Here is a 26,125-nt window from a genome sequence, read left to right as displayed (position 1 = left end):
TTGTTGTCAGGGTTAGAGTTTAACGGATGCCGGCTCCCGGTTGGGCAATTCCACGAAAAATGTGCTGCCCAGCCCGACTTCGCTGTGGAAGCGCACGGTACCGCCCATGAGTTCAATATAGTTTTGCACAATATTCAGGCCCAGTCCGGTACCTTGCGCGTTACCTGCATTGTTGGCACGGAAAAACCGGTCGAAAATATGCCCCTGGTCTTGCTCGGGAATACCGATACCCTGGTCTTGTACTTCGATGCGGATCAGCCCGCTCCAATTTTTGACTCGCAGAGAAATCGTCTTTCCCGGTTCCGAGTACTTGATCGCATTCGAAAGCAAGTTGAAAAGCACGTTGCGCAGCAGTTGCTTGTCGAGCCAGGCATTGGCTTCGCCGTCGTAGCTTACAAACATCTCCTGACCTTCCTTGCAAAGTCCCCGGATCTCTTCAATCAGGTTTTTACAAAACTCGTTAAGATTGGTAAGGACCGGTATGCAGTGAATGCGGCCTTCTTCCAGCTTCCCGATGGAAAGGAAGTCATTCAGGATCTCGGTAAGGTTGCTAACCGTCGATTTAATGCGCTGGACGTGTTTTTGGCGCTTTTCTTCGTCCTCCGTGTGCGAATACCGGCCTATGAGCGAAGCCGACGACAGAATGGTAGCGAGCGGCGTCCGGAACTCGTGGGAGGCGATGGTTACGAACTGGCTCTTCATATTGTTCAGTTCGCGCTCTTTCGTTAATGCCCGCACCACTTCCTCCTGCGACTGCTCGATGCGCTTGATTGCCGCGGCCAGTTCTTCGGTTCGCTGTTGCACACGCTCTTCAAGCTCCGCATTTAATTTTTGTATTTCAAGATTGGCCTCGATAATGCGGCTTTCCTGCTTTTTTCGCTCGGTAATGTCAATGACAAAACTCACGACAAACTCGCCGTCGCTCGTTTTGAAAGGGCTGAGGCTCACTTCCACAGGAAACTCGCTGCCATCCTTGCGCCGGGCAAACAGGTCCATCATATGGCCCATCCCACGGGCACGCGGGGCTTCGAGGTACTCGTCGCGGTAGCCCACATGGTTTTTGTTGAACCGCTGGGGAATCAGTGTTTCCACTTTCCTGCCGATCAGCTCGCGATCTGTGTAGCCAAAAAGTTCCTTTGCCTTGGGGTTGAGCATTACAATGTTTGCCTGTTTGTCCACCACCACGATCCCCTCGGTCGCGTGCTTGAACAGGGCATCCAGCATTTCAATATGCCGTGTCATCACCTGCGTATGAATTAAAATATCCGTATCAAACATACCAAAGTACAGGACACAGGTGAAGACCGCAAGAATTTATCATTAAACTGTTTGGCTGAAAAGCGTAGTCTGTGGCAGGTCGGCCCAGAGGCGCGCATCGAATGCCATGCAGACGTTGCGCACAAATGCCTTGCCTTTTTCCGTAATCCTCAGTCGGAAAGGTTCTAGCTCTACCAACTCGTCGACCTCCATTTCGGAGAGTCTCTCAAGTGCCTGATACAGCTCCGCACAAACTTCCGAACTGCTGGCCCAGGAGGTTTCGAAGGAGGTCATCAGCCGGAGTATATGCTTTCTCATGATGAGGTCTTCGCGGCTCAGCTCGTGGCCACGAAACACGGGGAGCTCGTCGGCAGCGAGTTTTTTGTAATAATCTTCCACCTTTTTCTCATTTTGGGCATAACCCCACCACGAGTCGGAAATGGACGATGCGCCGAGGCCGATCAGCAGTTGCGTGCGGGTGTCGGTGTAACCCATGAAATTCCGGTGAAGACGTTCCTGGGTAGCGGCTTTGTACAGTTCGTCGGACCGGAGGGCGAAATGGTCCATGCCAATGTCCTCATAGCCGGCCAGTTCCAATGCATTGCGGCCGGTTTCGTAGATGGCGATTTTATGGTCGGCATCGGGCAGGTCTTTTTCGGTATAGCTGCGCTGGCCGGGCTTAATCCACGGAACATGGGCGTAGCTGTAAAATGCAATGCGATCGGGTTTGAGCTGAATTACGCGCAACATCGTCTGCATCATCGAGCAATTTTTCTGTTGCGGCAGGCCATATACGATGTCGTAGTTGACGGACGTGTAGCCTATTTCGCGGGCTTTTAATGTCAGGTGTTTTACCTGTTCAAAAGTCTGGTGCCGGTTGATCATCGCGAGCACTACCGGGTTGAAATCCTGCACGCCAATACTGATCCTGCGGAAACCAACGGAATACAATGCCTCCAAATGCTCGTCGGTGGTATTGCCCGGATGTGCCTCGAAGCCAAAACGGGCGTCGGTATGCACCTGGGCATTTTCAAGTAAGCCTTTCACCAGCTTTACCAGATTCCCCGGACTGAAAAAAGTGGGTGTACCACCGCCCAAATGCAGTTCCCGAATCAGCGGTTTTTCTTCCCCAAGCAACGCACAATACATTTTCCATTCCTTCAAAACGGCCTGAATATATTTGTTTTCTACTGCATGGTTGATTGTGATACGGGTGTTGCAGCCGCAATAGGTACAAAGGCTCTCGCAAAACGGAAGATGGACGTACAAACTGATTCCTTCTTTCTGGTTCGAAACCGTGAATGCATCCTGCACGAGCTCTTTCCATTTATCGATGGAGGGAGGTGTTTTCTGCCAGTACGGAACGGTCGGGTAGCTGGTATAGCGTGGCCCCGGAATATTATATTTGAATAGCAGGTCCTTGTCCATTGGTTGAAGTTTTAATCTGGATGATTAATCAAAACTACCCACCTGCCGAAGGGAAAAACATGATTTATGTCATGTGAAAAACAGACTTTCAAGCCTGCTAACGGCAGATGGTAATGCCGGAGGATGATTTGGTGGGATTTGGATAGGAAGTGGCTATGCCACGCGCAACGAGCCAGATGCCCGCTATGGCAACGAGAACCGGCGTAAGTTTGCGAATGCGCGTGCGCAATGCCGGGGTGAATTGTTGCCTGGCAATACCCAATGCGAGCATGGCCGGCATAGTACCAAGCCCGAAAAGCGCCATAAACGCCCCTCCACTCCAGGCGCTGCCCGTGGCGACGGAACTCATCAGGGCCATATATACCATTCCGCATGGGACTGCCCCATTGAGCGTCCCGAGCGTCAGCATGCCGAACAAATCTGTTCTTTTAAGGCGCAAACCCATTTTTTGCCGTAGCAGGCCTACTATTTTTTGCCAGAACAAAGGCATATGCAGCGTGCGCTCCAATCCCGACGGCCAGAGCACATAAAGCAGCATTGCCACGCCTATCCCCATGGAAGCATAGCGCAACACACCAAGCCATGCCAGCGAGGCGCCCAGCGTCCCTATAACTATTCCGAACGTCGCGTATGTAAGTGTACGCCCCGCATTATAGGCGAGCACGCCCGCGATCTGCTGCGTGCGCGTGCCCTTATGCACGGGTAATGCGAGCGCGATAGGCCCGCACATGCCCACGCAATGGAAGCTGCTGATGAGCCCCATTGAAATGGCGAGGTAGGGCAGGACGGTGATCATCGGTCAAAGGTTTTGGTTGCCGATCACGACCACGCCTTCGTTCCAGTACGTTTCGTTTCCGCCTTTCCAGTCGACCTGAATTTTGTAGCGCCCCGCCAGGATTTGCGACAATGCGACGGTCTGCCGGCTATCTTTTACTTCGATCGCAAACTGGCGGTCATTACGGTTATCGGACGGGCAGTACATGCGGATATGGCCTGAAATGGCCGAATCTGCGAAAGTTGCGGGGTATTGGATTTGCAGACCGCTTTCAGTAATCTTCCACGACAGCGGCACTGCCAATGCGGTAGCGCGCTGGGTCTTGTCGATCTTGCCCTGAAATTTCAGTTCTTCCTCGTAATAATGGTCGGTCACGAGATCGATCTTCTGCCCGGCGCTCATTCCCACAAGCAGTAGTATCATCGATATAAAACTGACATAAACAGCGGCAATAAATGCTTTCCAATTGATTTTCATAGTATTTGAAAATAGGTTAATACATTATTCTTCAGGTGCGATGAAGGTGGTTTCAAAACTTTCCAGCTGCCGGTTTCCCTGCGAAACAGAAAGTTTTAGTACCATTTTGCGGCCCTTCAACTCCGATTTTGGAATGATTACGAACACCGTTCCCTCGGACATCCCCGCAGCTTCGAGCGTCAAATCGGGTGATCCGGCGAATAGAAGCTTTCCGTGCGGGGTGTCGAGGTGTAAGGAGGGTTTAATGATGCGGTTAGTCTTATTGAATATCTTGAAAGTGTACAGGTTGCTGATCGTGCCGTCGCTGTTCTCGATATAGCGGCTGCCGGGAGCACGGAAAAGGGTCGTTTGGGTGTCGGTGCGGGTAGCCACAACGAAACCCAACGCCGACCACAGCAGTACCAATACCGCCGCATAACCCCAGGTGCGGGACGTCAGGACCTTGGAGGTTTTCCGCACGATCGCATTCTCGGAAGTATAGCGGATGAGACCCCTCTCAAACCCGACTTTGTCCATGATCGAGTCGCAGGCATCCACGCAGGCTGTGCAGTTTACACATTCCATTTGGGTGCCATTGCGGATATCAATGCCGGTCGGGCACACGGCCACGCATTGAAAGCAGCTGACGCAGTCGCCTTCGGTACGGTCGGTCCCTTTGTGCAGCTTACCCCGTGGCTCCCCGCGTACATGGTCGTAGGCGACGTTGATTGAGTTGCCGTCGAGCAGCACGCTTTGCAGGCGACCGTACGGGCATACCACCGTGCAGGCTTGTTCGCGCAGCCATGCAAAGTTCCAGTAGAATATGGCCGTGAATATAACAATGCCAGAAAACAGGCCGATATGGTCTTCAACAGGCTCGGAAATAATTTTGTAAAGCTCGTCGGTACCCAGTACGTAGGCCAGAAGCAAGTTGGCGATGACAAAGGATACTATCAGGAAAATGGTGTATTTCAAACCCTTTTTCAGGATTTTGTCCGATGTCCAGGGCGCTTTGTCGAGCAATTTTTGTTTGCCGGCGTCGCCTTCGATTGCATATTCGATTTTACGGAACACCATTTCCATGAAAACTGTCTGCGGGCATGCCCAGCCACACCATAACCGGCCGAAAACCGTCGTGAACAACACGATAAACACAAAGAACGAAAGTGTGGTAAGCCCGAAAAGCCAGTAATCCTGCGGTCCGATGAAAATGCCGAAAAGAATGATCTTCCTTTCAATCACATTGAGCAAGACCAGCGGCTGCCCATCGAGCCGGATGAACGGCGTAACAAACAGCAAAGCAATGATGGCTATGCTGAACACCACACGACGGTTATGCCATTTGCCGGTTGGGCGCTGAGGGTAGAGGGGCCGTGTTTCGTTACTCGTTTTCATGATTCAACTATTTCTCTGCTACCGCCTCTTCACTAACAAGCTCCCCTTGCGGTTCTTTGGCATTCGCCGGTTTGGTGCCTTTGAGTGAAAGCACGAAGCTCGCGACTTTCTGGATGTCGGTAGGAGAGAGTTGTTTCTCCCAGGAGATCATCCCTTTCTCCGGCACACCGTATTTAATGACTTTAAACACATTGTGAATGCCTCCGCCATGCAGCCAGTATGTGTCGGTGAGGTTGGGGCCTACCGAGCCGCCGCCTTCGGTTCCGTGGCAGGCGGTACATTTTTCCTGAAAGATTTTCATCCCGGCCTCCACGGCCGCCTTGTCCGTGAGGAGTGTCACGGAGTTTTCGTCCATGCTCGCACCTACTTTCTCCATATAAGCCTTTTTCTCTGCTTCGGCAGTGGCTATTTCCTTATCGAGCTCCGCTATTTGCAGATCGCCCAGGCCGCTGAAATAGTAGGCCGAGTAAACCACAGCGATGAAAACGGTGGTGTAGAAAAGGAATTGCAGCCAGGGGGGCATCCGGTTGTCGAGCTCCTGGATACCGTCGTAGTCGTGCCCGTCGATCAGGATATCTTTCTCATCCTTCAAAGCCACACTAATGCCCCTGAACTTCTTCCACCAATGCGCGCTGAAAACGTGGGTAGGCTCATTATGAGAAGCGTGCGCGGTTTTGTTGAGCAAATTCATCGCCGAACCGAGCAGGATCGCGAGCTGGATAATGATGAACACCAGTGCGCCGAGTAGTACGTAGAGGATAAGGTCCAGTTCGGTAATAGCCCGGACTTTTTCGGTAGTTTCCTGTGCCGCGGCCGGTAATGCAATGCACCCGAGCAAGAGAAGCGATAGTACCGTCTTTTTCGCCACACCGTCATTCAACGGAATGCTGCGCATTTTGTCGAGCTTTTTTTTATCCAGCCCCCACACATAAAAGAGCAGGCCGACGAAGAAAGCAAAGAATATCAGGAGGGAAATGAGCGGGTAAATGCCCACTCCCGCTATGGTTTCGAGGTAGTTACGGAATTTCATAGAAGTCAATTTTTGATATCAGTACCAAGTCGCTGCATGTAGGCAATCAGCGCGATAATCTCTTTATTCGCCGCCGTTTTGATGCCGCTTTGTTTCAGACGCTCCTGGATTGCCTTTTCCTGCTTCACGAGATCGGCATTGGCCTGGTGTTCGTAACCCTTTTCGTAAGGCACGCCCAGCGTCTGCATGGCTTCAATCTTGGCTTTGGTTGTGGTCGTATCCAGGTCGTCTTCCAGCAGCCAGCCATAACGTGGCATAATGGAGCCGGGCGACATCGAGGTGGGATCTTCCATGTGGTTGTAGTGCCAGGAGTCGGGGTATTTGCCGCCTATCCGGTGCAAATCCGGCCCGGTGCGTTTGGAGCCCCATTGGTGTGGGTGGTCATATACAAATTCCCCCGACTTGGAATATTCCCCGAACCGCTCGATTTCGGACCTGAACGGACGGATCATCTGCGTATGGCACACGTAGCAGCCCTCGCGGACGTAAATATCGCGGCCCTGCAATTCCAGCGGCGTGTATGGCTTCACGCTCGCAATGGTGGGCACATTGGATTCGACCAGGAACGTCGGGATCATTTCGATCATCCCGCCGATTGCCACGGCTATCAGAGAGAATATGGTTAATGCCAAAGGCTTGCGCTCCATGAGCCTGCGGTGCCAGTACTCGCTTTTCTCGGGATGCCAGATGGCATTCAACGGCATGGCTTTGGCGGTTTCGGTAGCCACGAACTTGCCTTTAATGGCCGTCATCCAGAGGTTATAGATCATCACCACAAATCCTACCAGGTACAACGAGCCGCCTACACCGCGGAGGAAATACAGTGGTTTGAGGGCCGTTACGGTTTCAAGGAAGTTGGGGTATTTTAAAAGACCTTCCTGTGTAAACTCTTTCCACATCGAGCTCTGCACCCAGCCCGCCCAGTACATGGGAATGGTATAGAAAATAATACCCAGCGTACCGATCCAGAAGTGGAAGTTGGCCGCTTTGGTGGAGTACAACGGGCGGTTATAAAGGCGTGGGAACAGCCAGTAGAGAATACCAAATGTAAGGAAACCGTTCCAGCCAAGTGCTCCTACGTGTACGTGCGCTACGATCCAGTCGGTGTAGTGGGCGATGGCATTTACATTTTTCAAAGAAAGCATCGGCCCTTCGAAAGTGGCCATACCATAAGCGGTAATCGCAACCACCATGAATTTCAACACCACATCTTCGCGAACCTTGTCCCATGCACCGCGCAGCGTCATCAGGCCGTTCATCATACCGCCCCACGACGGTGCAATCAGCATGACGGAGAATACGGTACCGAGCGTCTGCGCCCATTCGGGCAATGCGGTGTAGAGCAAATGGTGGGGGCCCGCCCAGATATACAGGAAGATCAGCGCCCAGAAGTGTACGATCGAAAGCCGGTAAGAATAAATGGGCCGGTTGGCTGCTTTGGGCAGAAAGTAATACATTAAACCCAGGTAAGGTGTTGTCAGGAAAAAAGCGACCGCATTATGCCCGTACCACCATTGCACGAGTGCGTCCTGCACGCCTGCGTACACAGAGTAGCTTTTCATGAAGGAGATCGGCAGCTCGATGCTGTTCACGACGTGCAGCATGGCAACGGTCACAAAAGAGGCGATGTAGAACCAAACCGCGGCATAAATGTGCTCCACGCGGCGATTGATGGTAGTCATGATGATATTGACCAATGCAGAAACCCACACCACCGCGATAGCGATGTCGAAAGGCCATTCCAGCTCGGCATATTCTTTGGAAGTGGTAAAGCCCATGGGCAGGGATATCGCCGCGCCGAGGATGATAGCCTGCCACGCCCAGAAATGAAACCGGCTAAGGACAGGGCTCCAAATGGGCGTCCGCAACACGCGCGGAACCGAGTAATAAAGCCCCGTAAAAAAGCCATTACCCACAAATGCGAAAATCACCGCATTGGTATGCAAGGGCCGGATGCGGCTGAATGTCAGGAACGGCAGGTCGAAATTCAGGTTCGGGAAAACCAGCTGCATGGCCGCCAGCAAGCCAACGAGCATGCCGATGAGCCCAAAGAGGATGGTCGCGATGGCGAAGTCCCGGACAATGCGGTTGTCGTATTGAAATTCATCCAACTCAACGGATGCGAGCGTAGGATGGGGAACGTTTGACATAACTTAGTGAGGATAAGTGGTAAAAATCAGTTCAGTTTCTGGCGGTTATGGCTTTTCGGAATCGTCCAGCAGGATCCTTACGGAGGGCGTGTAATCGTCGTCGTAGTGACCCTTGCGGACCGACCAGATGAATGCGCCCAGGAATCCCAGCGCCACCAGCAGACTGGCAATGATCAGCAGGTACAATGCGCTCATGATGAGGATCAGATTAGTGTTTTTGATAGGTCAAAACTACCTGCGGCATGGCAGGTAAAGGATGATGAGTGCTATGGTCAGTTTATGACATTGGTCAGTTTTTTAAGACATCGTCGGGCAGCGGCATTGCTGGCAAGGGTCGTGAATGCCACGATGGTAATAGAACTGACGGGCATGAGGATTGCCGCGATCACCGGCGACAGGTGGCCCGTAACTGCAAACGACAGTCCCAGGATATTGTAGATCAATGAAATAGCGAAACTCTGCCGGATAATACGCTGTCCGCTCCGCGCGAGGGAAATGTAGCCGGGCAGCAGGCTGAGCCGGTTTCCTTCCACAATGGCGTCGCAGGACGGCGAAAAGTTGTTGATATCATCCGAAACGGCCAGTCCGACGTCGCTTTGACGTAAAGCACCGGCGTCATTCAGTCCGTCACCGACCATCAGTACATGGCGGCCTTTGTGTTGCAGTTCTCGCACAAAATCCAGTTTTTCCTCGGGTTTTTGGTTAAAAAGAAGCAATGCATTCTCTCCGAAAAGCGGAGTAAGCAAGTCGCGGTCGGTAGGGCGGTCGCCGGAGAGGAGGCAGGTGCCGATACCAGCCCGACGTAATGCAGTCAAAGTTTCCGCGAGTTCCGGCCGGTATTTGCTGCGGATCGTGAAATAGCCCTTCACAACGTCGTCGATAGCCACATACACCCGGCTCGACTGCCGATCGTCGTCGTCACTACCCGCGGCACCGGTCCAGCTTGCAGAGCCCATCTTTACCACTCTTGCACCCCATTGCGCGGACATACCTTTGCCACTTGTTTCAGAAAAGCCGGTCAGCACACGCCGACTAATAGGCGCATCGGACAAATGCTTCGTGATCTGCCGGCTGAGCGGGTGCGACGACTGCTCCACCAGCGTTTTGATCATCACGATTTCGTCACGCGTCGATGGTTCACCTATAAAGTCAATTTTTGCGTCATCGGGCAAAGTAATGGTACCTGTTTTATCAAAAACGACTACATCGATATGTGCCAGCCGTTCGATGCTGTGCGCGTTTTTAGGGTAAAAACGGTTCCGGCTGAAAACGCTTAGCAAGTTGCCGTTCGTGAAGGTAGACGAAAGCAGTAATGCGCAAGGGCAGGCCACCAGCAGCGTGGTAGTGAATGCGAGAAAGGCGGTTTCAGGATTTTTATATACAAAAAACCATATCGCAAAAGTAACGGCGGCAATGCCGAGCACTGTCAGTGAGAAGTAGCGGTTAATGCGTGCCGCCAGTGATTTGCCGGCGTCGTCCTTCTCATGGGTGAATGCTTCATTATTCCAGAGTTGGGTGAGGTAGCTTTGCGATACTTCCCGAAGCACTTCCAGTTCGATAGCCGCTCCTTTCTGCTTGCCGCCCGCATAAATGGTATCCCCTTTTTGCCTCTCAACCGGCTGCGACTCTCCCGACACGAAGCTGTAATCGATCAGCGCAACCGCGCTTTGCAGTACGGCGTCGGCGGGAATGAGCTCCTCGTTACGGACGAGCATATGGTCGCCTTTTTGGAGGCCGGTAATGGGTTTGCGTGTTTCCTTACCATGCTCGATCACCGAAATGGCGATCGGGAAGTAGGATTTGTAATCGCGGTCAAACGAAACGCCGGCGTAGGTTTTGTCTTGAAAATAGCGGCCCACAAGCATGAAAAAGACGGCTCCGGCAAAGGAATCGAGGTAACCCGGGCCGGTTTGTGTTGCGAGCTGGTAAATGCTGATCAGAAAAACGCAGCTCAATGCAAGCGCAATGGGCGCATCGATGTTCAGGTAACGCCCTTTCAGCGCCGCCCAAGCCGATTTGTAGAAATCTGCCGCACAGTAAAACAACACCGGCAAGCTCAATGCGAGGTTCAGGATACCGAAAAGCGTCCGAAGATTTTGATCCGACGCGTTTTGTCCCAAATGAAAGTATTCGGGAAAGCTCAGCATCATGATATTGCCGAATGCAAAACCCGCGATGCCGATTTTGTAAAGCCGCGTCCGGTTCCATTTACCGGCTTTTTTACCCGACAAATCGTCCATGCTCAAATAGGGCTCGTACCCGATGCGCGTGAGCAGCGCAGCCAATTCGCTCAGTCGCAACGCCCCGGTATCAAACGTAATCCTGGCTTTTTTTTCAGGAAAATTCACCACCGAGCTCCGTACCGCCGGATTGAGGCGATAAAGGTGTTCGAGCAGCCAGATACACGAGCTGCAGTGCATTTTCGGCAGGTACCAGTAAACGGTGGTCAAGCGCCCGTCCGTAAACTCGATCATTTTTTCATATACTTCCGGCTGATCGAGGTGGTCGTATTTGCCTTTGTAAAACGTCGGGTCCGGCGAAATGCCCTGCGCGCCGTCGATCGCGTAATACTGGCAAAGGTCGCGCTCTTTCAGCAGGCTGTAAACCGTCACGCAGCCGTCGCAGCAGAAATCGTGTTCGTCGGTATGCAGCACTTCATCGCGGCACTCCTCGCCGCAGTGATAGCAAACCTGTTTTGTATCGGAAATGGCCTCCGGGGCCGTCAATATGCTCATGGTCATGGTTTGGGTGAAACCTTACCCAAAATTGGAGCATACGACCAGCGTAACGGATGACGAAAAGACGTGGGAAAAACTGACTTTGGTCAGGAATTGTAGCCAATCCCTTGATTGAGCTGGAATGCATACCGGTAGTTGATGAATGCATTTTGTTCCGCGTTGTCATGCCAGCCGGCTTCCTCGTGGCTGAGTTTCACAAGCTCATCGGTTGAGAGTTTACCATATTGCTTAGCCACAAATTGCAAGACTACCAGTTCATGCTGCGAAAACAGCGTTTCATCAAACGGAATATTTGCCTTGATTTCGTCACCATAAGCGCCATTGCCGAAATATTGTTCCTCAATGCTGATATGCCCTTGTTCCGAAAGATCTACATACATTTTCTGAAACTGCGAGGGAACCGGGCCAAACTGTATTGCCCTGTATTCCAGTCCCGTGATGGAATATCCTGTCAGTCGGTATGCATTGAAGTCGGCGTAAAAGAGAAGTTTGTTTAACTTGGTCTTGAACAGTGAAATCTTCTTTAATACCTGAAAGAATGCGATCATGTTTCCGATTTTGCCGAAATCAGGTTGACGGTAGCCATTGAGCCTGGATGGGAACACTTTTTCCGCCACGAATTGCCCGTTCCGAATTAACGGCAGACATTCGACCACTCGATAATCAGACCGGCTGCATGAATTCTCTTCAAAGGCGTAATATTAAAAAAGTCACCTCACGGCCTTTTAATAAAGCATTAATCCCTATTCCCCTTTTTCTGTGAAAAAATTGAAATCTATAATCGGCTTACTGATGGGCGGTGGCCTTTGCCTGGCATCGGTTACACGTCACGACAAGCCCTTGTTCAGACAGGTCGAGCATCCGGTGCCAATGCATATGGCGAGCATTTCCGACGGCCCCGATTCAAGTCGATTTACTTACACCAAGCTCGTTTCCGGCCTCGACGAGCCGATGGAAATGGCGATCCTTCCGAATTACGATATGGTGATCGCCGAGCGGAAAGGTGCGGTACGCTATTTCAACAATACGACCAAAGAGCTCTCTACCATCGCGCAGTTCAATGTATTCAGCGGGATTGAGGATGGGCTGCTTGGCGTGGCGGCCGATCCGGACTTCAAGAATAATAATTGGATTTACTTCTATTATGGCGTAGGCGGCGAGAAGAGCGTCAGTCAGTTGGCCCGTTTTGAACTAAAGGGGCAAAAGTTGGTTCAGGACTCGAAAAAAGTGCTTTTGGAAGTTCCTACCCAGCGTAAATATTGCTGCCATTCGGCGGGTTACCTCACGTTTTCGGGCGGATTACTACATCTCTCAATCGGTGATAATACCAATGCCGAGGAAATCGAAGGGCACACGCCGATTGACGAACGTCCCGGCCGCGCGCTCTCGGACGACCAGGCTGCCACTGCCAACAGCAATGATTACCGGGGTAAAATCCTGCGCATTAAGCCGGAAGCGGACGGCACGTACACCATCCCCGACGGTAATCTTTTCCCGAAAGACGGCTCACAGGGAAAGCCGGAAATCTATGCCATGGGTGTGCGAAACCCGTTTCGCATCTCCGTCGATCCGAAGACGAAATATGTGTACTGGGGGGATGTGGGTCCGGACACCGAGGTGCCCGGAAGTGAGGGCAAAATGAGTTATGACGAGATCAATCAGGCTCGCAAGCCGGGTTTCTTCGGGTATCCCTATTTTCTGGGGGATAACGAGGTATTCCCTGATTATGATTTCGCTACAAAAAAAGAGGGGCCGGGTAAAGACCCGCAAAAGCCGGTCAACGACTCACCGAACAATACGGGCATTCGCGAGTTGCCTGCCGCGCAGCCTGCATTCATCTGGTACGGGAAGGGGCCTTCCCGGAAATACCCTTTGGTAGGCAAGGGCGGCGCGAGTGCAATGGCCGGACCGGTGTATTACAGCGATTTGTATCCCAATGCACCCTACAAGCTTCCCGCGTATTACAATGGCAAGCTGTTTATTTTTGAATGGATCAGGAAGTGGATCATGGCTGTGACGATGGATGCCAATGGCAATTACGTAAGTATGGAGCCGTTCCTGCCGCAGCTGAAAGTCGTTGCACCGATGGACATGCAGATCGCTCCCGACGGGGCCGTTTACCTGCTCGCCTACGGTACCAACTGGTTTGCCCGCAATACCGATTCGGGCATTATCCGTATCGAGTATGCCGAGGGTAACCGCAATCCGGTAGCCGCCGTTTCTACGGGCAAGACCATTGCTGCCGCGCCATTTACCGCCGTGCTTTCGGCTAAGGGTTCGAAGGACTACGATGCCGGCGATAAGCTCAGTTATGAATGGAAGATCGGGACGAAAAAGATACCGGGCGAGGAAATCAAGCATACTTTTACCAAACCAGGCGTTTATAATGTGGTATTGACTGTTACAGACCAGAATGGCGGAAAGGGGACGGCTACAACCGAATTCAAGATCGGGAACACCCCACCGGATGTTAGGATCACGACCAAAGCAAACCGCAGTTTCTATTGGGATAATGCATCTTTTGACTACAATATTCAGGTTACGGACAAAGAAGACAGGCAAATTCCCCGGGAAAAGATTCATGCGGGGTTCAACTACCTGGCATTTGGGAAGGACCTGGCCGGGGCTTTGTCGGGCTCGGAAGGAGAGAGTATCACATATGCGGCGACTGCTAAATTGTATGCATCGCTGGACTGCAAGGCCTGCCACACCATAGAAACCAAGTCGATAGGCCCGGCGTTGAAGGATATTTCAAAAAAATACGCGGGTAATGCAGGCGCAGGGGATATGCTTGCCCGGAAGATCGTTACCGGCGGAAGCGGTAACTGGGGTTCTTACCCAATGCCTCCACACGCAGACCTGCCCGAAAAGGATGCGAAGGAGTTGGCGGGGTACATTCTTTCACTGAGCCGGAAAGCCGGGCAAACGCCGCTTTCTGCCCGGATGAAACTGACGGAACATATCGGCAAAGGCAACGACGGCGCTTATGTTCTGCAGGCCTCCTACACCGACAACGGTGCAAACGGCATCGAGCCCCAGAAAACGGCCAGCCATATTGTCCTGCGCAATCCACTAATCCAGATGGAGGATTATCAGGAGGGTAATGTAGGAGTAGTTATCGCTACGCAAAACACAGGGTATGTTTCTTACATCGCAAATATTACCACTGGAAAATACGCGAGGTTCGATCAGATAGACCTTTCACACATTAAGAATATCCGTTTGCGCATTCAGGAACACGGCGCCGGCGGGACTATCGAGCTCCGGCAGGATGGTCGGGAAGGTCAGCTGCTGAGCAAAATCGACGTGCCGGGTGGACATCTGAACGATCTCAAAACTGGTTGGAAAGAAGTGCTGTTGCCGGTAAATGGCGGTACAGGCGTCCACAATCTGTATTTGGTTTTCAGAAATGAGAAGCTCAAAGGACCGATGTTCCATATTGACTGGATGTATTTCGAAAACGATTTCAATCCAGGACCCTGAACTCGCCCTGCTCAATCATTTGGGTTTTAACCAAGCGATCCCGGCTCCGCAGGGATTTCCTGCGGAGCCGGGATCGCAAACCAATGGATGACTTCTGCAATTAGGGCGTTCCCCAGGAGCATCGTCATTTCGGCATTATGGCTGTTTCAATAGCCATATATCCGAAATCTTCGACTGCTTACGCCAGTTGAGCTGCGATTCCTCGGGGCCATCGAATGTGACTGAAATTTTGCCATCCTGTGTAAGGCTTAGCGGTACAATCCATTCTTTGAACGTTTCAGGTTCCTTGTTGTAAATGACCGGCGAGAGCCTTCGCCCGTCTACGCGCAGGAGTGCGTCGCCTTCGCCCACTACGCGTATGGTGTAGCGCGCACGTGGGTCGAGGTTGTCGTAATCCAGTGCAGGCTCCCGCTGGAATAGCTGCGACGAAAGACGTTTGCGGCTTTTTCCGCTATCCCACCACGCCACGTCGGTGGCATCTTCGGAGATCGTTTTCACGCGAGGTCCTTTGGCTACACTGGAAATGCCGTCATAATAGCTTCCCTGCCCTGGATTTTCCCAGAATGCAATGGTTTTCAATCTGGCGAGCTGCTGTTCGGGATCCGTCATTTTTTTAATCTTTTCAAATTCATCGGCCAGCCACCAGCGGTTATTAAGGGGATAGTTAACAAAATCCATTACGACGCCGCGTTCCGGATTGCGCGGCTTGTGCTTTTCCGTGCTTGTTTGCAGGCCAATTGAAGCGTACAGCGCATCGCTTAAATCGACGATATGCTTGTAAATATCGCGACTGATGAGTTCCTCATCGGCCTTGTTGACGATCGCCAACGCCGCATCCATGGACTTTGTAATGGTATTCAGGCTCGCCGACGACAGGACCGCATTGGCCTGCTTTTCAAGTTCTTGTTCGCGAATCAGGCGCAGGCGCGTGTATTGGTCATAGTATGCCCTCAACAAAAGCATTTGCCAACGCCAGTTATTTACGAGCGTTTCTTCCGTCTTTTCAAGAATCCGCCAGTTGATGTAGGTCATCTCCACTCCACCGTTTTCTGCTAATGGCCCTTTCCAATTCTGTTCCAGTCCCTCGATCGCACTTGCAGCTGCCGAGGCGACGGTATGATTGAAGAAAAAAGCGGTGTATTCTTCCATAATGCCGTGCACATCCATTTGCGGATCCCAGGCGCGCATACTCCACAGTACCTTGTTCACATCGTCGTGGCTACCATCGGAGTAAGAAACAAACCCATCCGTAAAAGGCGCATATTTCGCGTGGATTTTGGCAAATGCAAACGGCCGTGGGTTCACCGACTCCCTGCCGAGCGTCAATGCAAATGCCTGATCGAACTTCTCAACCGGGAATTCGCAGCGTACGGAATGGGTAATGTCGGGGTACTGGCGGTGCTGGTATTGTTTCGGAAGCCGGTAGCGCGTTTCGGCCATCGGCGGACTCCCCGGCCCGGACACCACGCCTTGCAGCCAGGCGGGTTTTTCGGATTCGAGGAATTTGTAAAAATAATCGATCTGTTCGGTGTTAAAACCTTGCAGGGAAATCCACATTTTCGCGTTCGGATGGTACTTAACCAGTTTTGCCTGCAATTCTTTCAGGAAAGGCAGCACTTCCGTGGGATGATTGTCGCCCGGGTCGCCGCCGGGAAAGAATATGTGGTCGATGCGGGGGCATTCTTTGTAAAACTGCTCGTGTAAATCCAGTTCGGCTTGTCGTTTGCCCTTGTCCGTCAGCTCAAAAGTCGCCGGTGTCCATACCCAGTAATCCATATCGTATTTCTGGCAAATCTCGCTCATTTTAATCCGCATTTCCCTTGCCGGAATTTTGAAATGGGGGCTGGGATTGTCGTCTTCGTGAAAAGGAATACCTTCCACGGCATTGCTTCCAAAAACGGCCAGTTCGCGGATGTACTGATCAAATTGGCCGACCGTCCAGGCGTCGTAGGTGTTTGCGGTGGAGCGATAGCCCAACTGATGCCCGCGGATCGGGTAGGCAGGGGAAGAAGCTACGTTCACCGGTTCCGGCAGTTCCAAAAGAGGCTTGCCCATAAATGCCTTGCTCATTTTTAAATGCCTTAATAACCAACCCGTTCCGAACAGGATACCGCGTGTGTCGGCACCGATGACCCAGACGGTCGTATTTCCGGCGGCAGTTTCCGTCACGATCCGGTATCCCTCCGCTTTGAACTCGGGTCCGTTTGTCCCCGCCGATGCAGGCAATGCGCGGGAGAGCAGCGTTTTATCGGATGATAATGCCAATGCGATGACAGGCGTGTTGCCTTTCGGCCAAGCCGAAGCATTTTTGAGCGTTATTCCTGTCCGTTTCGCGATTTCCTCCGTCAGTACAGCCGGAGCTGTTTCTTTCATAGGCGAAGGGACACTCGGAGAGATGATCCAGGCTGCGTTTTTCAGGCCGATCACCTGCGCGGCGCATGGGAAATAGGTTGCCGAGAAGAGCAGGATTGTAAACAATGGCACTAGTCGGCCGGTAAGCGATGCTTTGAAGCGGGTTTGAGGATGCATAACAAATACAAATCGATGTGTTGTATTTGCATTACTAGGATTGCGGCGTTTCAGGCCATGATTTGGTGAATAGAGCGTCCGAACGTTTACGTTCGAACGATTTTGCGCTGGTAACATTCGCGTAAAGTAGAAAACTCCCCCTTTCGCTACTTTTAGGATGGAAAACATTTTTAACCCCTATGCATCTTTTCAAATCCCTGTCTTTCTGCACTTTTTCACTGCTTTTACTGGTACTTTCACCTGCATCGTCGCAGACGCTCACGCCCCTGAAGGAGTTTGACGTGAAGGAGGCCAAACAGGCCGTGGCTGTGGACGCGCAACATTTTTATGTGATCAACAACAGCACGATCACGAAGCATGCCAAGGCCGATGGCAAGCTCGTCGCGACCTGGGACGGAACGAAGGAAGGGATAGTCCATTTGAATAGCGGGGTCGTAATTAAAGGGAAGCTGTATTGCGCCAATTCCAATTATCCCGAAATTCCGATGACGAGTTCGGTGGAGATTTTTGACGTTAAGACGTTGAAGCACGTCGATACCCACAGTTTCGGGATCGCGCAGCACGGCTCGCTTACGTGGCTGGACCAAAAGGATGGCCACTGGTTCATCGGTTTCGCGCATTATGCGGGTAAGGAATCGAGCGAGGGCAGGGATGTACGGTGGACGTCGCTGGTGAAATACGATATGGAATGGCGGCAGGTAGAGGCCTGGGTTTTTCCAAAGAACCTGGTCGATTTGTTTACGCCCAAAAGCAATTCGGGGGGCGCATGGGGCGCCGACGGACTGCTTTATTGTACCGGCCACGACCGCGGCGAGGTATATGTTTTGAAACTGCCCAAATCGGGCTATACACTCAGCCATACGGGCACATTGCCGGCGCCGATCGAGGGACAGGGCATCGCTATGGACCGCTCGGTGGCTGGGAAAACGTTGCTCTATGGTATTCAGCGGAGCAAGCACATAGTGACCGTTTCAGAAATCAGATAAAATTGTTGTATTAATGAAGTTACTTTTTCGCTGCCTGCTTTGCCTTTCTCTGCTGATTTACCTGCAATCTGCTCATGCACAGAGTGCAAGCAAGGGCGATCGCCGTTTCGCAGTCAAAACGCTGATCGTCTTTTTTGACGGTTTGCGCCCGGATTACATTACAGCGGAGCAAATGCCCAATTTGTTCGAATTTAGTAAGAAAGCGGCCCGTGGAAAGCATCACCACAGCGTTTTTCCTACGGTTACCCGGGTAAATTCGGCTTCCTATGCGACAGGTTCCTATCCGCAAACGCACGGTCTGCTGGGTAATTCAATTTACATTCCCGAAGTCAATCCCAGGAAGCCTATCGGGACTACTTACGACGATCTGATCAAAGTTCCGGCGGCTACCTCCGGTCCGTTGCTGACAGCCCGGTCGCTCGGCGAAGTATTGGCGGATGCCGACCAGAAGATGATGGTTTTCAGCTCGGGGACGACTGGGCAGGCTTTTTTGCAAAACCACACGGTGAACGGAGCAGTTGTAAATCCAGACCTTATTTTGCCCGAATCACTTAAAGCGAAAGTGCTCGGCGAAAAAGGCGTGGTTTCCGAAGTGGAGTCGGAAGAAATGGGTAGGCACAAGTGGATCACCGATGCATTATTAAAATACGGTTTAATCAAAAATGGCCCGCTGGTGAGCGCCGTCTGGTTTTCGGACCCCGACGGTGCGGCGCACGAGCACGGGATCGGATCGGAGCAGGCTGTGGCAGCGATCAAATACGTCGACGCACAGTTTGGCAGGATCATGGCGGCATTGCAGGCGAAGGGTGCCGACGAGCAATATAATGTAATCATTTCCACAGATCACGGCTTTGTGACGCACACGGAAAAGCCGGGACTGGCGGATTTTCTGATTAAGGAAGGTTTCAAGAAGGACAAGGAATCGGATGATGTCGTCGTTGCCGAGGGAGCGATTTATGTCAAAAACCATGATGTAAAAACCATTCAATCTATTGTGGTTGCATTGCATAAGCAGGAGTGGGCAGGGGCGGTTTTTACAAAGGCGGCAAAGAGGGGAGATGCGCGCGGCAGGGTAAAAGGAACGCTTTCCTTTGACCTGATCCATTATGACCACCCGAACCGCTCGGGGGATATTCTGGTAGCTCCGAATTGGAATGATGCCAAAAATGATAAGGGTTATGCCGGGACGGGTTTTTCGGGTGGAGTAGCAGGGCACGGCGGTTCGAGTCCGTATGAAATCAATATTGCATTGCTCGCTGCGGGGCCAGATTTTAAGAATGGCTCGATCACTGAATTACCGACTTCCAACATCGATATTGTTCCAACAATTCTTAGTATTTATAATCTGCCAAAACCGGCCGCAATGGATGGCAGGGCAGTGGCCGAGCTTTTGAAAAAGTCTCAGAAAGCGAATGGTACTTCCCAAAAACAGCTCGTTAAAACCGAAGCGACTTATCCCTGGGGGACCTACAAATTATCGGCTGAACTGTCTGTTCTGGGCGGTTACCAATATTTCAATTATGCTAAAACAGAACGTACACCAGCCCGCTGAAAGGATCGGTGTACGTGATTATGCATGTGGATTGGCTATTTGGTAAAACCAATCTTGACCCTTACTCGCGATCATTCACGCAGCAGTATCGAAGGCTTTCCCACCAGAAAGCGCTGCGTCAAACGAGTGACAAAAGCTCCTGTTCTTCGGCCAAGGCGGCGAGCAGCTTGTCGTTCAGGCGTTTGTAGGCGGCCATTACGTTCCGGGCGGTGTCGGTGAGCACGGTGCCGCCGCCTTTGGTACCGCCTTTTTGCGTTACCACGTACGGTCCTTTACCCGTCGTATTGAGCGCGTCGATCATCGCCCAGGCCTTTTTGTACGATAATCCCATATCTTTGGCAGCCTGGGATATCGAGCCTGTTTCGGCGATGCGTTCCAGCAATTCATATCGCCCGGGACCGAAAAATTTGACCTCATCCACAAACACCCAATGCCGGAGCCGTATCTCGACGTGTCTTTCCATGCAGCAATTTTTAAAATGGTTTATTTCTTCGCGCTGCAAACTAGGATTAAATCACCACTCTGCACCCGAAAACAGGCGCTTTAATTTGCGATACCGACAATAAGAATTTCTGTCCGCTTTTATTAAAAAATATGCCTCGAAATATTTGTTGTTAGTATTATAGAATTAATTTTACTTATTGCAAAGCACGTGGCACTCTCAGATTCCCAATGGTTAGGGAAATCGCTTGGTGTTCTCCAACAGTATCAATCCCGCAGATTTAAAACAAGAATAATAAGCCGATAAACGAACAGTAGTGTAGAAGCGTGCCATGGGCTGCTATGACACGCTTTTTGTTGTTTCAAATGCAACAACTTCTACCGTTCACTCAACCCCTGCAAACCATTTCCTCGGCCATTGTGTACAAGCGGCGGTACAGGCCAGAAAAGCGGTCGGCTGGTAATGGGAAAACCCTAGCGTCACACGCCGAATTTCCTGAGATTATACATAAGGCTGATCAGGAAATAACGCTTCAAAACGCGGCTGCGGACGTCCTCTATATAGGCGTCGCCCGTATTCCGGACCAGGCTACGGTTCTGGTTGAGGAGGTCGAATACCTGCAACCGGACCTCGGCTTGCCGGGTTCGCAGGAACTGCTTGGAGAGAGAGGCATTCCAGAGTAGGAAACGCTGATTGTACCCCTCGGCCCGGCCGGTATTGCCGGTGTAGGTAAGGTCGGTTGTAACGGCCACATTTCCGGGCAGTTGTACATGTACATCGGCAGTTGCGTACTGCGACCAGTACTGCATATTTTGTTGGGATAAAAGGGAATACCGGGCTTGCTGGTAGGTAACGCGGGCACTCAGGCCGTAGTCGATCCGTCCATTGTAATCGGATTGTAGTCGGATACCCTGGCCGAGAGAGGTCGATGTCGTAACGTTGTCTGACGCATTGATCATGTTGGTGTTGCGGGCAAGGCTTCCCTGCGTGCTCAGGTTGACGGATAAATGCAAGGGCTCGATTTTCTTGCTAAGTGAAACAAACCCGGTTCCCGACATAAACCCTCTTGTATTGATCGGCGTAGTAACCTGTACCCCCGATTCGTCGGTACGCGTGGAAACGCCAATACGGTTGTTGCTCTGATTGAAACTGCCGAATACAAACAGGTTATCGTTTCCACCCCGGCGCGACGCGCTGAATGTAAGCGTTACATTATGATAGTACTCCGGCCGCAATGCCGGGTTTCCGATGTTGATATTGAGCGGATTGGAATTGTCGGCAACAGGTATGAGCTGGGTAATGCCGGGCGATACGACGCGTGTCCGGTATTGGAGCCGCAGATTTTTATTCCCCCGAAATGTGTAGGAAAAAAGTGCATTAGGCATCAAGTAAGCGTATTGAGAGCGGTAGCCTGCGTCTGTCGATCTATCGATTGGCCGCAGGGATGCCAGCTGGGCATCCGCCCCTAATGCGAACGTGTAGCGCAACCTTCGGGTCTGAAAAGTGGCACCCAGGCGGTTCGTTTCAAAGGTGTTTGCGAAATTTCTGCTTAGCAAGGCATCAGGTTTGTCATATTGACCCGTTTCTTCGCTTTTGTCGGCGATATTCCGAAGCAGTTTGCCAAAATTGTTGCTGTAAGCATACCTGAATTCCAGTTTCTTGGTAAAAGAAATTGGTTCCGTAAAAGAAACAGTCACTGTGTTTTGCAATGCAAGCTGGTCCTGCGCATTCCGCTGGTCGACCCTTTCCCGTCCGGGAATCGTCGTCAGCGTATCGAAGAACGTATTGGCCGACCGGTTGTAGGCTGTTGTATTTCCTGTGGTCAGCAATGTGTTGAGGTTGGCTGACAGAGACCTGCCTTCCTTTTTGAATTTCCGCATTAACAGCAGATTGTTGTAGCCATTCACGCCGGTACCATTCAGGTCGTATTGGTTCAGGCCCTTGTTGAGGGAGTCAGCCAGTGACCGATACGAGTAACTGCTGTTTTTGCTAAGCAGGTCTTTCGTTTGAAAACTAATGTTTGGTGTAAACCGCAGGCTGGTCAGCGAATCGATCGGCAGGTCGAAGCGGCCGTTGATGCGGTGCGTGAGCAGGCTGTTTTTGGAATAATTGCTTTGGTCGGTGAGGAACGACTGGCCGGGCAGGATATTTTCGCGCCGGCTTTGCTGGTCGGTGGTGGTTACGGCCCGATTGGCGAAATAGCTGGCCGCCATTTCGGCGCGTTTGCCCCATTTCACCGCCTTGCTTTCTGTCCGGTAGTTGACCCCCAACGCCGCTACTTCGGTAACGTTGGAAGGTGCCATCTGGCCTTCACCGCCGCCGCCAGGCTGGCCCACCAATTGCGGTCCGCCACCCCCGTCGGTCATGCTGAAATTCTGCTGGTTCAGGTTGTTGGCCTGCCCGATCACCGAAAGCTGCCTGTTAGGCCCGCCATTGTGGTTGTTGAAACGGTTCACATTCAGCCTGGCTTCGTACCGTGCCGATTGGTCACCATTGGAGGGCCCAGCGCCCAGCGAATTTTGCCCGAAATACCCCTTTCCTTTATCCTTCTTGATGGTAATGTTAATCGTCCGCTCGCGGTCGCCGTCGTCCACCCCCGAAAACTGCGACTGGTCCGAGGACTGGTCATACATTTGAACTTTATCGACGATATCCGCGGGGAGGTTGCGGGTTGCCATTTTAGGGTCATTGCCAAAAAACGGTTTACCATCTACCAGAACCTTGTTTACCGCCTGGCCGTTGGCCTTAATGGAGCCGTCCCGACCTACTTCGACCCCCGGCAACTTGCGCAGCAATTCCTCCACCTGCGCATTCGGCTGCGTTTTGAATGAGCCTGCATTGAATTCGATGGTATCCTGTTTGATCGTCACCGGCGCGCGTTCCTGCTTGATCACCACCTCGTTCAGCTGCGTACCCTGCTCGGCCATAAGCAGTGTCCCCAGGTTCGCAGGCACATCGCGGTTTACATTAATGGACAAAGACAGGTTTTTGTACCCCACAAAAGTGATCAGCAGCCGGTAGGAGCCGGGCGCTACCTTTCGGAAGTGGAAATTGCCTTCTCCGCCGGTGGTCGTTGCGCTTACGTATGCAGAGTCGCGTGCATGCAGGAGGGACACAGAAGCCATCCTCAATGGTTTTCGCGACGCCGAGTCGAGCACGGTACCGCTTATTTCGCCTGCCGGGGTAATTTTTTGTGCATACAGGGGAGGAAGCCAAAGCAGCAGCAGGCATATTACAAATTTAAATGCCTCCACCGCCGGGTCCCATTTTTTGGTGAAAATCTGCCATTGCTTTCTGACGAATGTCGGTCAGTTGTTCCGCACTCACGCTTTCCGCCCGGCTGTCGGGCACAACGGATTTGTCTTCGACTTTCCCCAGGCTCACTTTGGTGGCCCTGAACTGTTCGCGACTTCCCTCTACCAGTAATACGACGCCTTTTTCGGGGGTAAGAGCAGGTACTGGCGAGTATCGGAACGGCAATTCGGTCGTAAACCATACGGAGTAAGGTTCCTTATGATAGTTGACAACCGCCTTTTGGCACAAATAGCCTGCAATTTTCTTCGTTTGCTGTGTTAGCTGCCAACCTCCGGCTGCTTCAATCGGCGCCTCGCTTTTGTAGGTACGGGCCTCTTTATCTTTGCCGACAGTTACGAACGTCAGGATTTTCTGGCTGGCAATGTCGATGACCGCATATTCTTCAAACGGACGCCCCGCATTGGTCGTTTGCGGGATGCCGCCGGGCTCTTGTGTAACCCTTATCATCATGTTCTCCTCATCGCGGTTTTCCCGGACAAAATTTCCTGCAAAGAGCACCTTCTGCCCGATTGTGCGGGTGTCCGGCACGTCCGTCGGGAAGTTGGGGTCGCCTTGCTTCACCTCCTCGCCATTGACCATGAAGCGTAACCGTGACTGGTCGATCTTGCGTACAACTTCGTAGCTGATTTGTCCGGAGGCTTGTGCGAGAATGTCCGGGGCCGCTGCGACGAGCAGCAGGATGATTGAAAGAAGCTTTTTCATAATGTCACCTTGGTTTTGATTTTTGATGGATCAAAGGTCAGGCGACGGTTTGTAAGGTTCTGCTATTTAATGTTAAGTAGTGTTAACCTCAAATCCTGTTAGAGTTCTATAAAAGGCTTTTTAAGCGCTATTTCGGGACCGCAAACTAAAAAAAATCACATTCCGTATTGTATTGCGGCGGGGCCGGTCGTATATTGGTTTTGCAAACTCAATCTAGTAACCCTCTATTAACTAATGATTTATAGCCTCTACTTTAAATTATTTCTGTTTATTGTCTTTTTCCTATCGACTTTGTGGATTTATAGGGTTTGTATAACTGATCCCTACCGTAAGGTTTCCGGCAAAGGCGCTGCATTTATGATCGCCGCCATGCTGCTGCTGGTATGGGCCGTGAGGATGCCATTTTTACGGGGCAGAGAATATGATATCGACACAAGTACCTGGCTAAGTTCCGTCATTGCCATCAACCATTACCCCGATAAGCTTTGGACGTTGCTTAACTACACCGATGCCCGACCATTGACCGTATTCCCGCTGCTGGTCGGTTCGTTGGTCGGTATGCCGGTCGATTACAGTAGCGCCGAAATTATCGGGCTGCTTCTTTGGACAGGTACTGTATTGCTTCTGTATCAGGTATGTAAGCTATTTGCCGGGGAAAGCATCAGTTTAGCACTTTCTTGGAGCCTAGCTCTTTTTCTCGCAACAATTTGCCATATTTTCGCCGCATACAATTCCGAGCACAACAGCATTTTCATGGTCACCGCGGGGGTTGCGTTGTTCTTTTTGTACCTCTACCGCCGGTGGGCGAGCCCGGCAGTTGCGGCAGCTACGGGCACATTGCTGGGTAGCCTCATTTACGCCAAATTTCAGAATGCCCCCATGGGTTTGCTCACAGGAGCATTTCTGCTATTCGCCATGGCACAGCGGAAAGACTGGCGGAATGTAGTTGCATTGCTTGCAGGCTGCCTTTTTCCGACCATTTTTGTCAATGTTTTTTATGGGTTGAGGGGGAAGTTGGATGTATTTTGGAATAACTATTTCTGGAACTATTTCTATTACTCTTTCACTACGCAGTTCTCCTCCATGCCCATTGCGGAGCGGTTCAGCCCGGCCCGGGCCATTCGGTTTATTTTCTATGCTACGAGCTCCGGTATTTATGTTACCACACTCGTTACATTGGCCATTGCATTACCGGTTTTGTCCTTCAAAAGATGGATTTCCGAGTTTAAAATCAACTGGATACCATTTGTTTTTACCTTCTTGTTCCTGCTTTTGAGCATTTACGCCGTATTGCAGTCGGGCAATAATTTTGAGCATTACAAACTCTTTCTTTTCGTCCCGTTGCTGCTCTTCAATGCACTATTCCTGTCGATGAGCCAGCCAATGGTACGGAAATACGCAGTAGGCATACTGTTGCTCGGAGGCATCCTGCAAACAGCCGTCAGCCTTAAATACCTCGATGGCGAGATTGCGTACGATAAGCGGACAGATATTGATAGAAAAGTAGCGGGACATATAGTTAAACACACTCGCTCGTCGGACCCGGTGGTTGTTTGGGGCTGGCGCGACGGGTTACTCGTGCGCGCGCAGCGTCCGATGGGTTACCGGGATGTACACACCTTTCACTTTTCGATGAAATCGCCGCTTGTTCCGAACTGGACACGTGATTTTCTGGAAGATATGGAGGAGAACAAGCCCAAAATCTTCGTCGAGGCGATGATCCCCGAATACTCGGAGCGCGGCCACCTTTTTCTGCCCCACGACAAAGTGCCGGTGGTGCGGGAATATGTGCGGCGGCATTACCGGTTTGTGAGGGAACTGGATGGGGTCAGGATCTTCCACCGGAAAGAAACACCAACCGTTTCCCTACTTCGATAGAATGCCTTA

General features: G+C 51.6%; 18 protein-coding genes. 4 read left to right on the top strand and 14 right to left on the bottom strand.

What is annotated here, in order from left to right:
* Positions 1 to 12: 12 nt before the first annotated feature.
* The 10 genes from IEY24_RS14250 to IEY24_RS14205 all read right to left on the bottom strand — a co-directional run bounded on the left by IEY24_RS14250 (position 13) and on the right by IEY24_RS14205 (position 11,777).
* Entirely contained in the window at positions 13 to 1,242 is a 1,230-nt protein-coding gene (locus IEY24_RS14250; RefSeq protein WP_229222305.1) for a PAS domain-containing sensor histidine kinase, read from the bottom strand.
* A 78-nt stretch (positions 1,243 to 1,320) separates the two neighbouring features.
* Positions 1,321 to 2,685: an oxygen-independent coproporphyrinogen III oxidase gene (gene hemN, locus IEY24_RS14245; protein WP_188933131.1), complete on the bottom strand. Its 1,365-nt coding sequence runs from the start codon at positions 2,683 to 2,685 to the stop codon at positions 1,321 to 1,323.
* A gap of 97 nt (positions 2,686 to 2,782) precedes the next feature.
* A complete protein-coding gene (locus IEY24_RS14240) occupies positions 2,783 to 3,481 on the bottom strand; it encodes a sulfite exporter TauE/SafE family protein (RefSeq protein WP_229222303.1) in 699 nt (232 codons plus the stop codon).
* Between the two features lie 3 nt (positions 3,482 to 3,484).
* Entirely contained in the window at positions 3,485 to 3,937 is a 453-nt protein-coding gene (locus tag IEY24_RS14235; protein WP_188933129.1) for a FixH family protein, read from the bottom strand.
* Between the two features lie 24 nt (positions 3,938 to 3,961).
* Positions 3,962 to 5,311, bottom strand: a complete 1,350-nt coding sequence (gene ccoG / locus IEY24_RS14230) for a cytochrome c oxidase accessory protein CcoG (protein WP_188933127.1) — start codon at positions 5,309 to 5,311, stop codon at positions 3,962 to 3,964.
* A 7-nt stretch (positions 5,312 to 5,318) separates the two neighbouring features.
* Positions 5,319 to 6,341 carry a cbb3-type cytochrome c oxidase N-terminal domain-containing protein gene (locus IEY24_RS14225; RefSeq protein WP_188933125.1) on the bottom strand — a complete coding sequence of 341 codons (1,023 nt, stop codon included), beginning with the start codon at positions 6,339 to 6,341 and terminating at the stop codon, positions 5,319 to 5,321.
* 5 nt (positions 6,342 to 6,346) lie between these two features.
* A complete protein-coding gene (gene ccoN / locus IEY24_RS14220) occupies positions 6,347 to 8,491 on the bottom strand; it encodes a cytochrome-c oxidase, cbb3-type subunit I (protein WP_188933123.1) in 2,145 nt (714 codons plus the stop codon).
* Between the two features lie 45 nt (positions 8,492 to 8,536).
* Positions 8,537 to 8,686 (bottom strand): cbb3-type cytochrome oxidase assembly protein CcoS, encoded by a 150-nt coding sequence (ccoS, locus tag IEY24_RS14215; RefSeq protein WP_106596734.1) that lies wholly within the window; start codon positions 8,684 to 8,686, stop codon positions 8,537 to 8,539.
* 77 nt (positions 8,687 to 8,763) lie between these two features.
* Positions 8,764 to 11,226 (bottom strand): heavy metal translocating P-type ATPase, encoded by a 2,463-nt coding sequence (locus IEY24_RS14210; protein WP_229222301.1) that lies wholly within the window; start codon positions 11,224 to 11,226, stop codon positions 8,764 to 8,766.
* An 89-nt stretch (positions 11,227 to 11,315) separates the two neighbouring features.
* Positions 11,316 to 11,777 (bottom strand): Panacea domain-containing protein, encoded by a 462-nt coding sequence (locus tag IEY24_RS14205; RefSeq protein ID WP_229222291.1) that lies wholly within the window; start codon positions 11,775 to 11,777, stop codon positions 11,316 to 11,318.
* 220 nt (positions 11,778 to 11,997) lie between these two features.
* On the opposite strand from IEY24_RS14205, the gene IEY24_RS14200 reads away from it, so the two are divergent.
* A complete protein-coding gene (locus IEY24_RS14200) occupies positions 11,998 to 14,712 on the top strand; it encodes a PQQ-dependent sugar dehydrogenase (protein WP_229222288.1) in 2,715 nt (904 codons plus the stop codon).
* 135 nt (positions 14,713 to 14,847) lie between these two features.
* Here IEY24_RS14200 and IEY24_RS14195 read toward each other — a convergent pair whose 3' ends face one another.
* Positions 14,848 to 17,085, bottom strand: a complete 2,238-nt coding sequence (locus IEY24_RS14195) for a beta-N-acetylhexosaminidase family protein (RefSeq protein WP_188935179.1) — start codon at positions 17,083 to 17,085, stop codon at positions 14,848 to 14,850.
* A 335-nt stretch (positions 17,086 to 17,420) separates the two neighbouring features.
* On the opposite strand from IEY24_RS14195, the gene IEY24_RS14190 reads away from it, so the two are divergent.
* Entirely contained in the window at positions 17,421 to 18,227 is an 807-nt protein-coding gene (locus IEY24_RS14190; protein ID WP_188933117.1) for a hypothetical protein, read from the top strand.
* Positions 18,228 to 18,240: 13 nt separating this feature from the next.
* Positions 18,241 to 19,779, top strand: a complete 1,539-nt coding sequence (locus IEY24_RS14185; RefSeq protein WP_188933115.1) for an alkaline phosphatase family protein — start codon at positions 18,241 to 18,243, stop codon at positions 19,777 to 19,779.
* A 118-nt stretch (positions 19,780 to 19,897) separates the two neighbouring features.
* Here the strand turns inward: IEY24_RS14185 and IEY24_RS14180 are convergent, their stop codons facing one another.
* The 3 genes from IEY24_RS14180 to IEY24_RS14170 form a co-directional block, all read right to left on the bottom strand.
* Positions 19,898 to 20,242 (bottom strand): winged helix-turn-helix domain-containing protein, encoded by a 345-nt coding sequence (locus IEY24_RS14180; protein WP_188933113.1) that lies wholly within the window; start codon positions 20,240 to 20,242, stop codon positions 19,898 to 19,900.
* Between the two features lie 458 nt (positions 20,243 to 20,700).
* On the bottom strand, positions 20,701 to 23,475 hold the full coding sequence (locus IEY24_RS14175) for a TonB-dependent receptor (RefSeq protein ID WP_188933111.1): 2,775 nt from the start codon (positions 23,473 to 23,475) through the stop codon (positions 20,701 to 20,703).
* The gene (locus tag IEY24_RS14170; protein ID WP_188933110.1) at positions 23,462 to 24,238 is read right to left on the bottom strand and encodes a GLPGLI family protein; all 777 of its coding nucleotides are present in this window, start codon (positions 24,236 to 24,238) and stop codon (positions 23,462 to 23,464) included. The genes IEY24_RS14175 and IEY24_RS14170 overlap by 14 nt, the downstream gene beginning before the upstream one ends.
* Before the next feature lie 234 nt (positions 24,239 to 24,472).
* Between IEY24_RS14170 and IEY24_RS14165 the strand changes: the two genes are divergently transcribed.
* Positions 24,473 to 26,116 carry a hypothetical protein gene (locus tag IEY24_RS14165; RefSeq protein WP_188933108.1) on the top strand — a complete coding sequence of 548 codons (1,644 nt, stop codon included), beginning with the start codon at positions 24,473 to 24,475 and terminating at the stop codon, positions 26,114 to 26,116.
* Positions 26,117 to 26,125 lie beyond the last annotated feature (9 nt).

Source organism: Dyadobacter endophyticus (genome assembly GCF_014641595.1).
Lineage (GTDB): Bacteria > Bacteroidota > Bacteroidia > Cytophagales > Spirosomataceae > Dyadobacter > Dyadobacter endophyticus.
The sequence above is the reverse complement of the archived record's forward strand: the minus strand, read 5'-3'. Positions and strand labels throughout refer to the sequence as shown.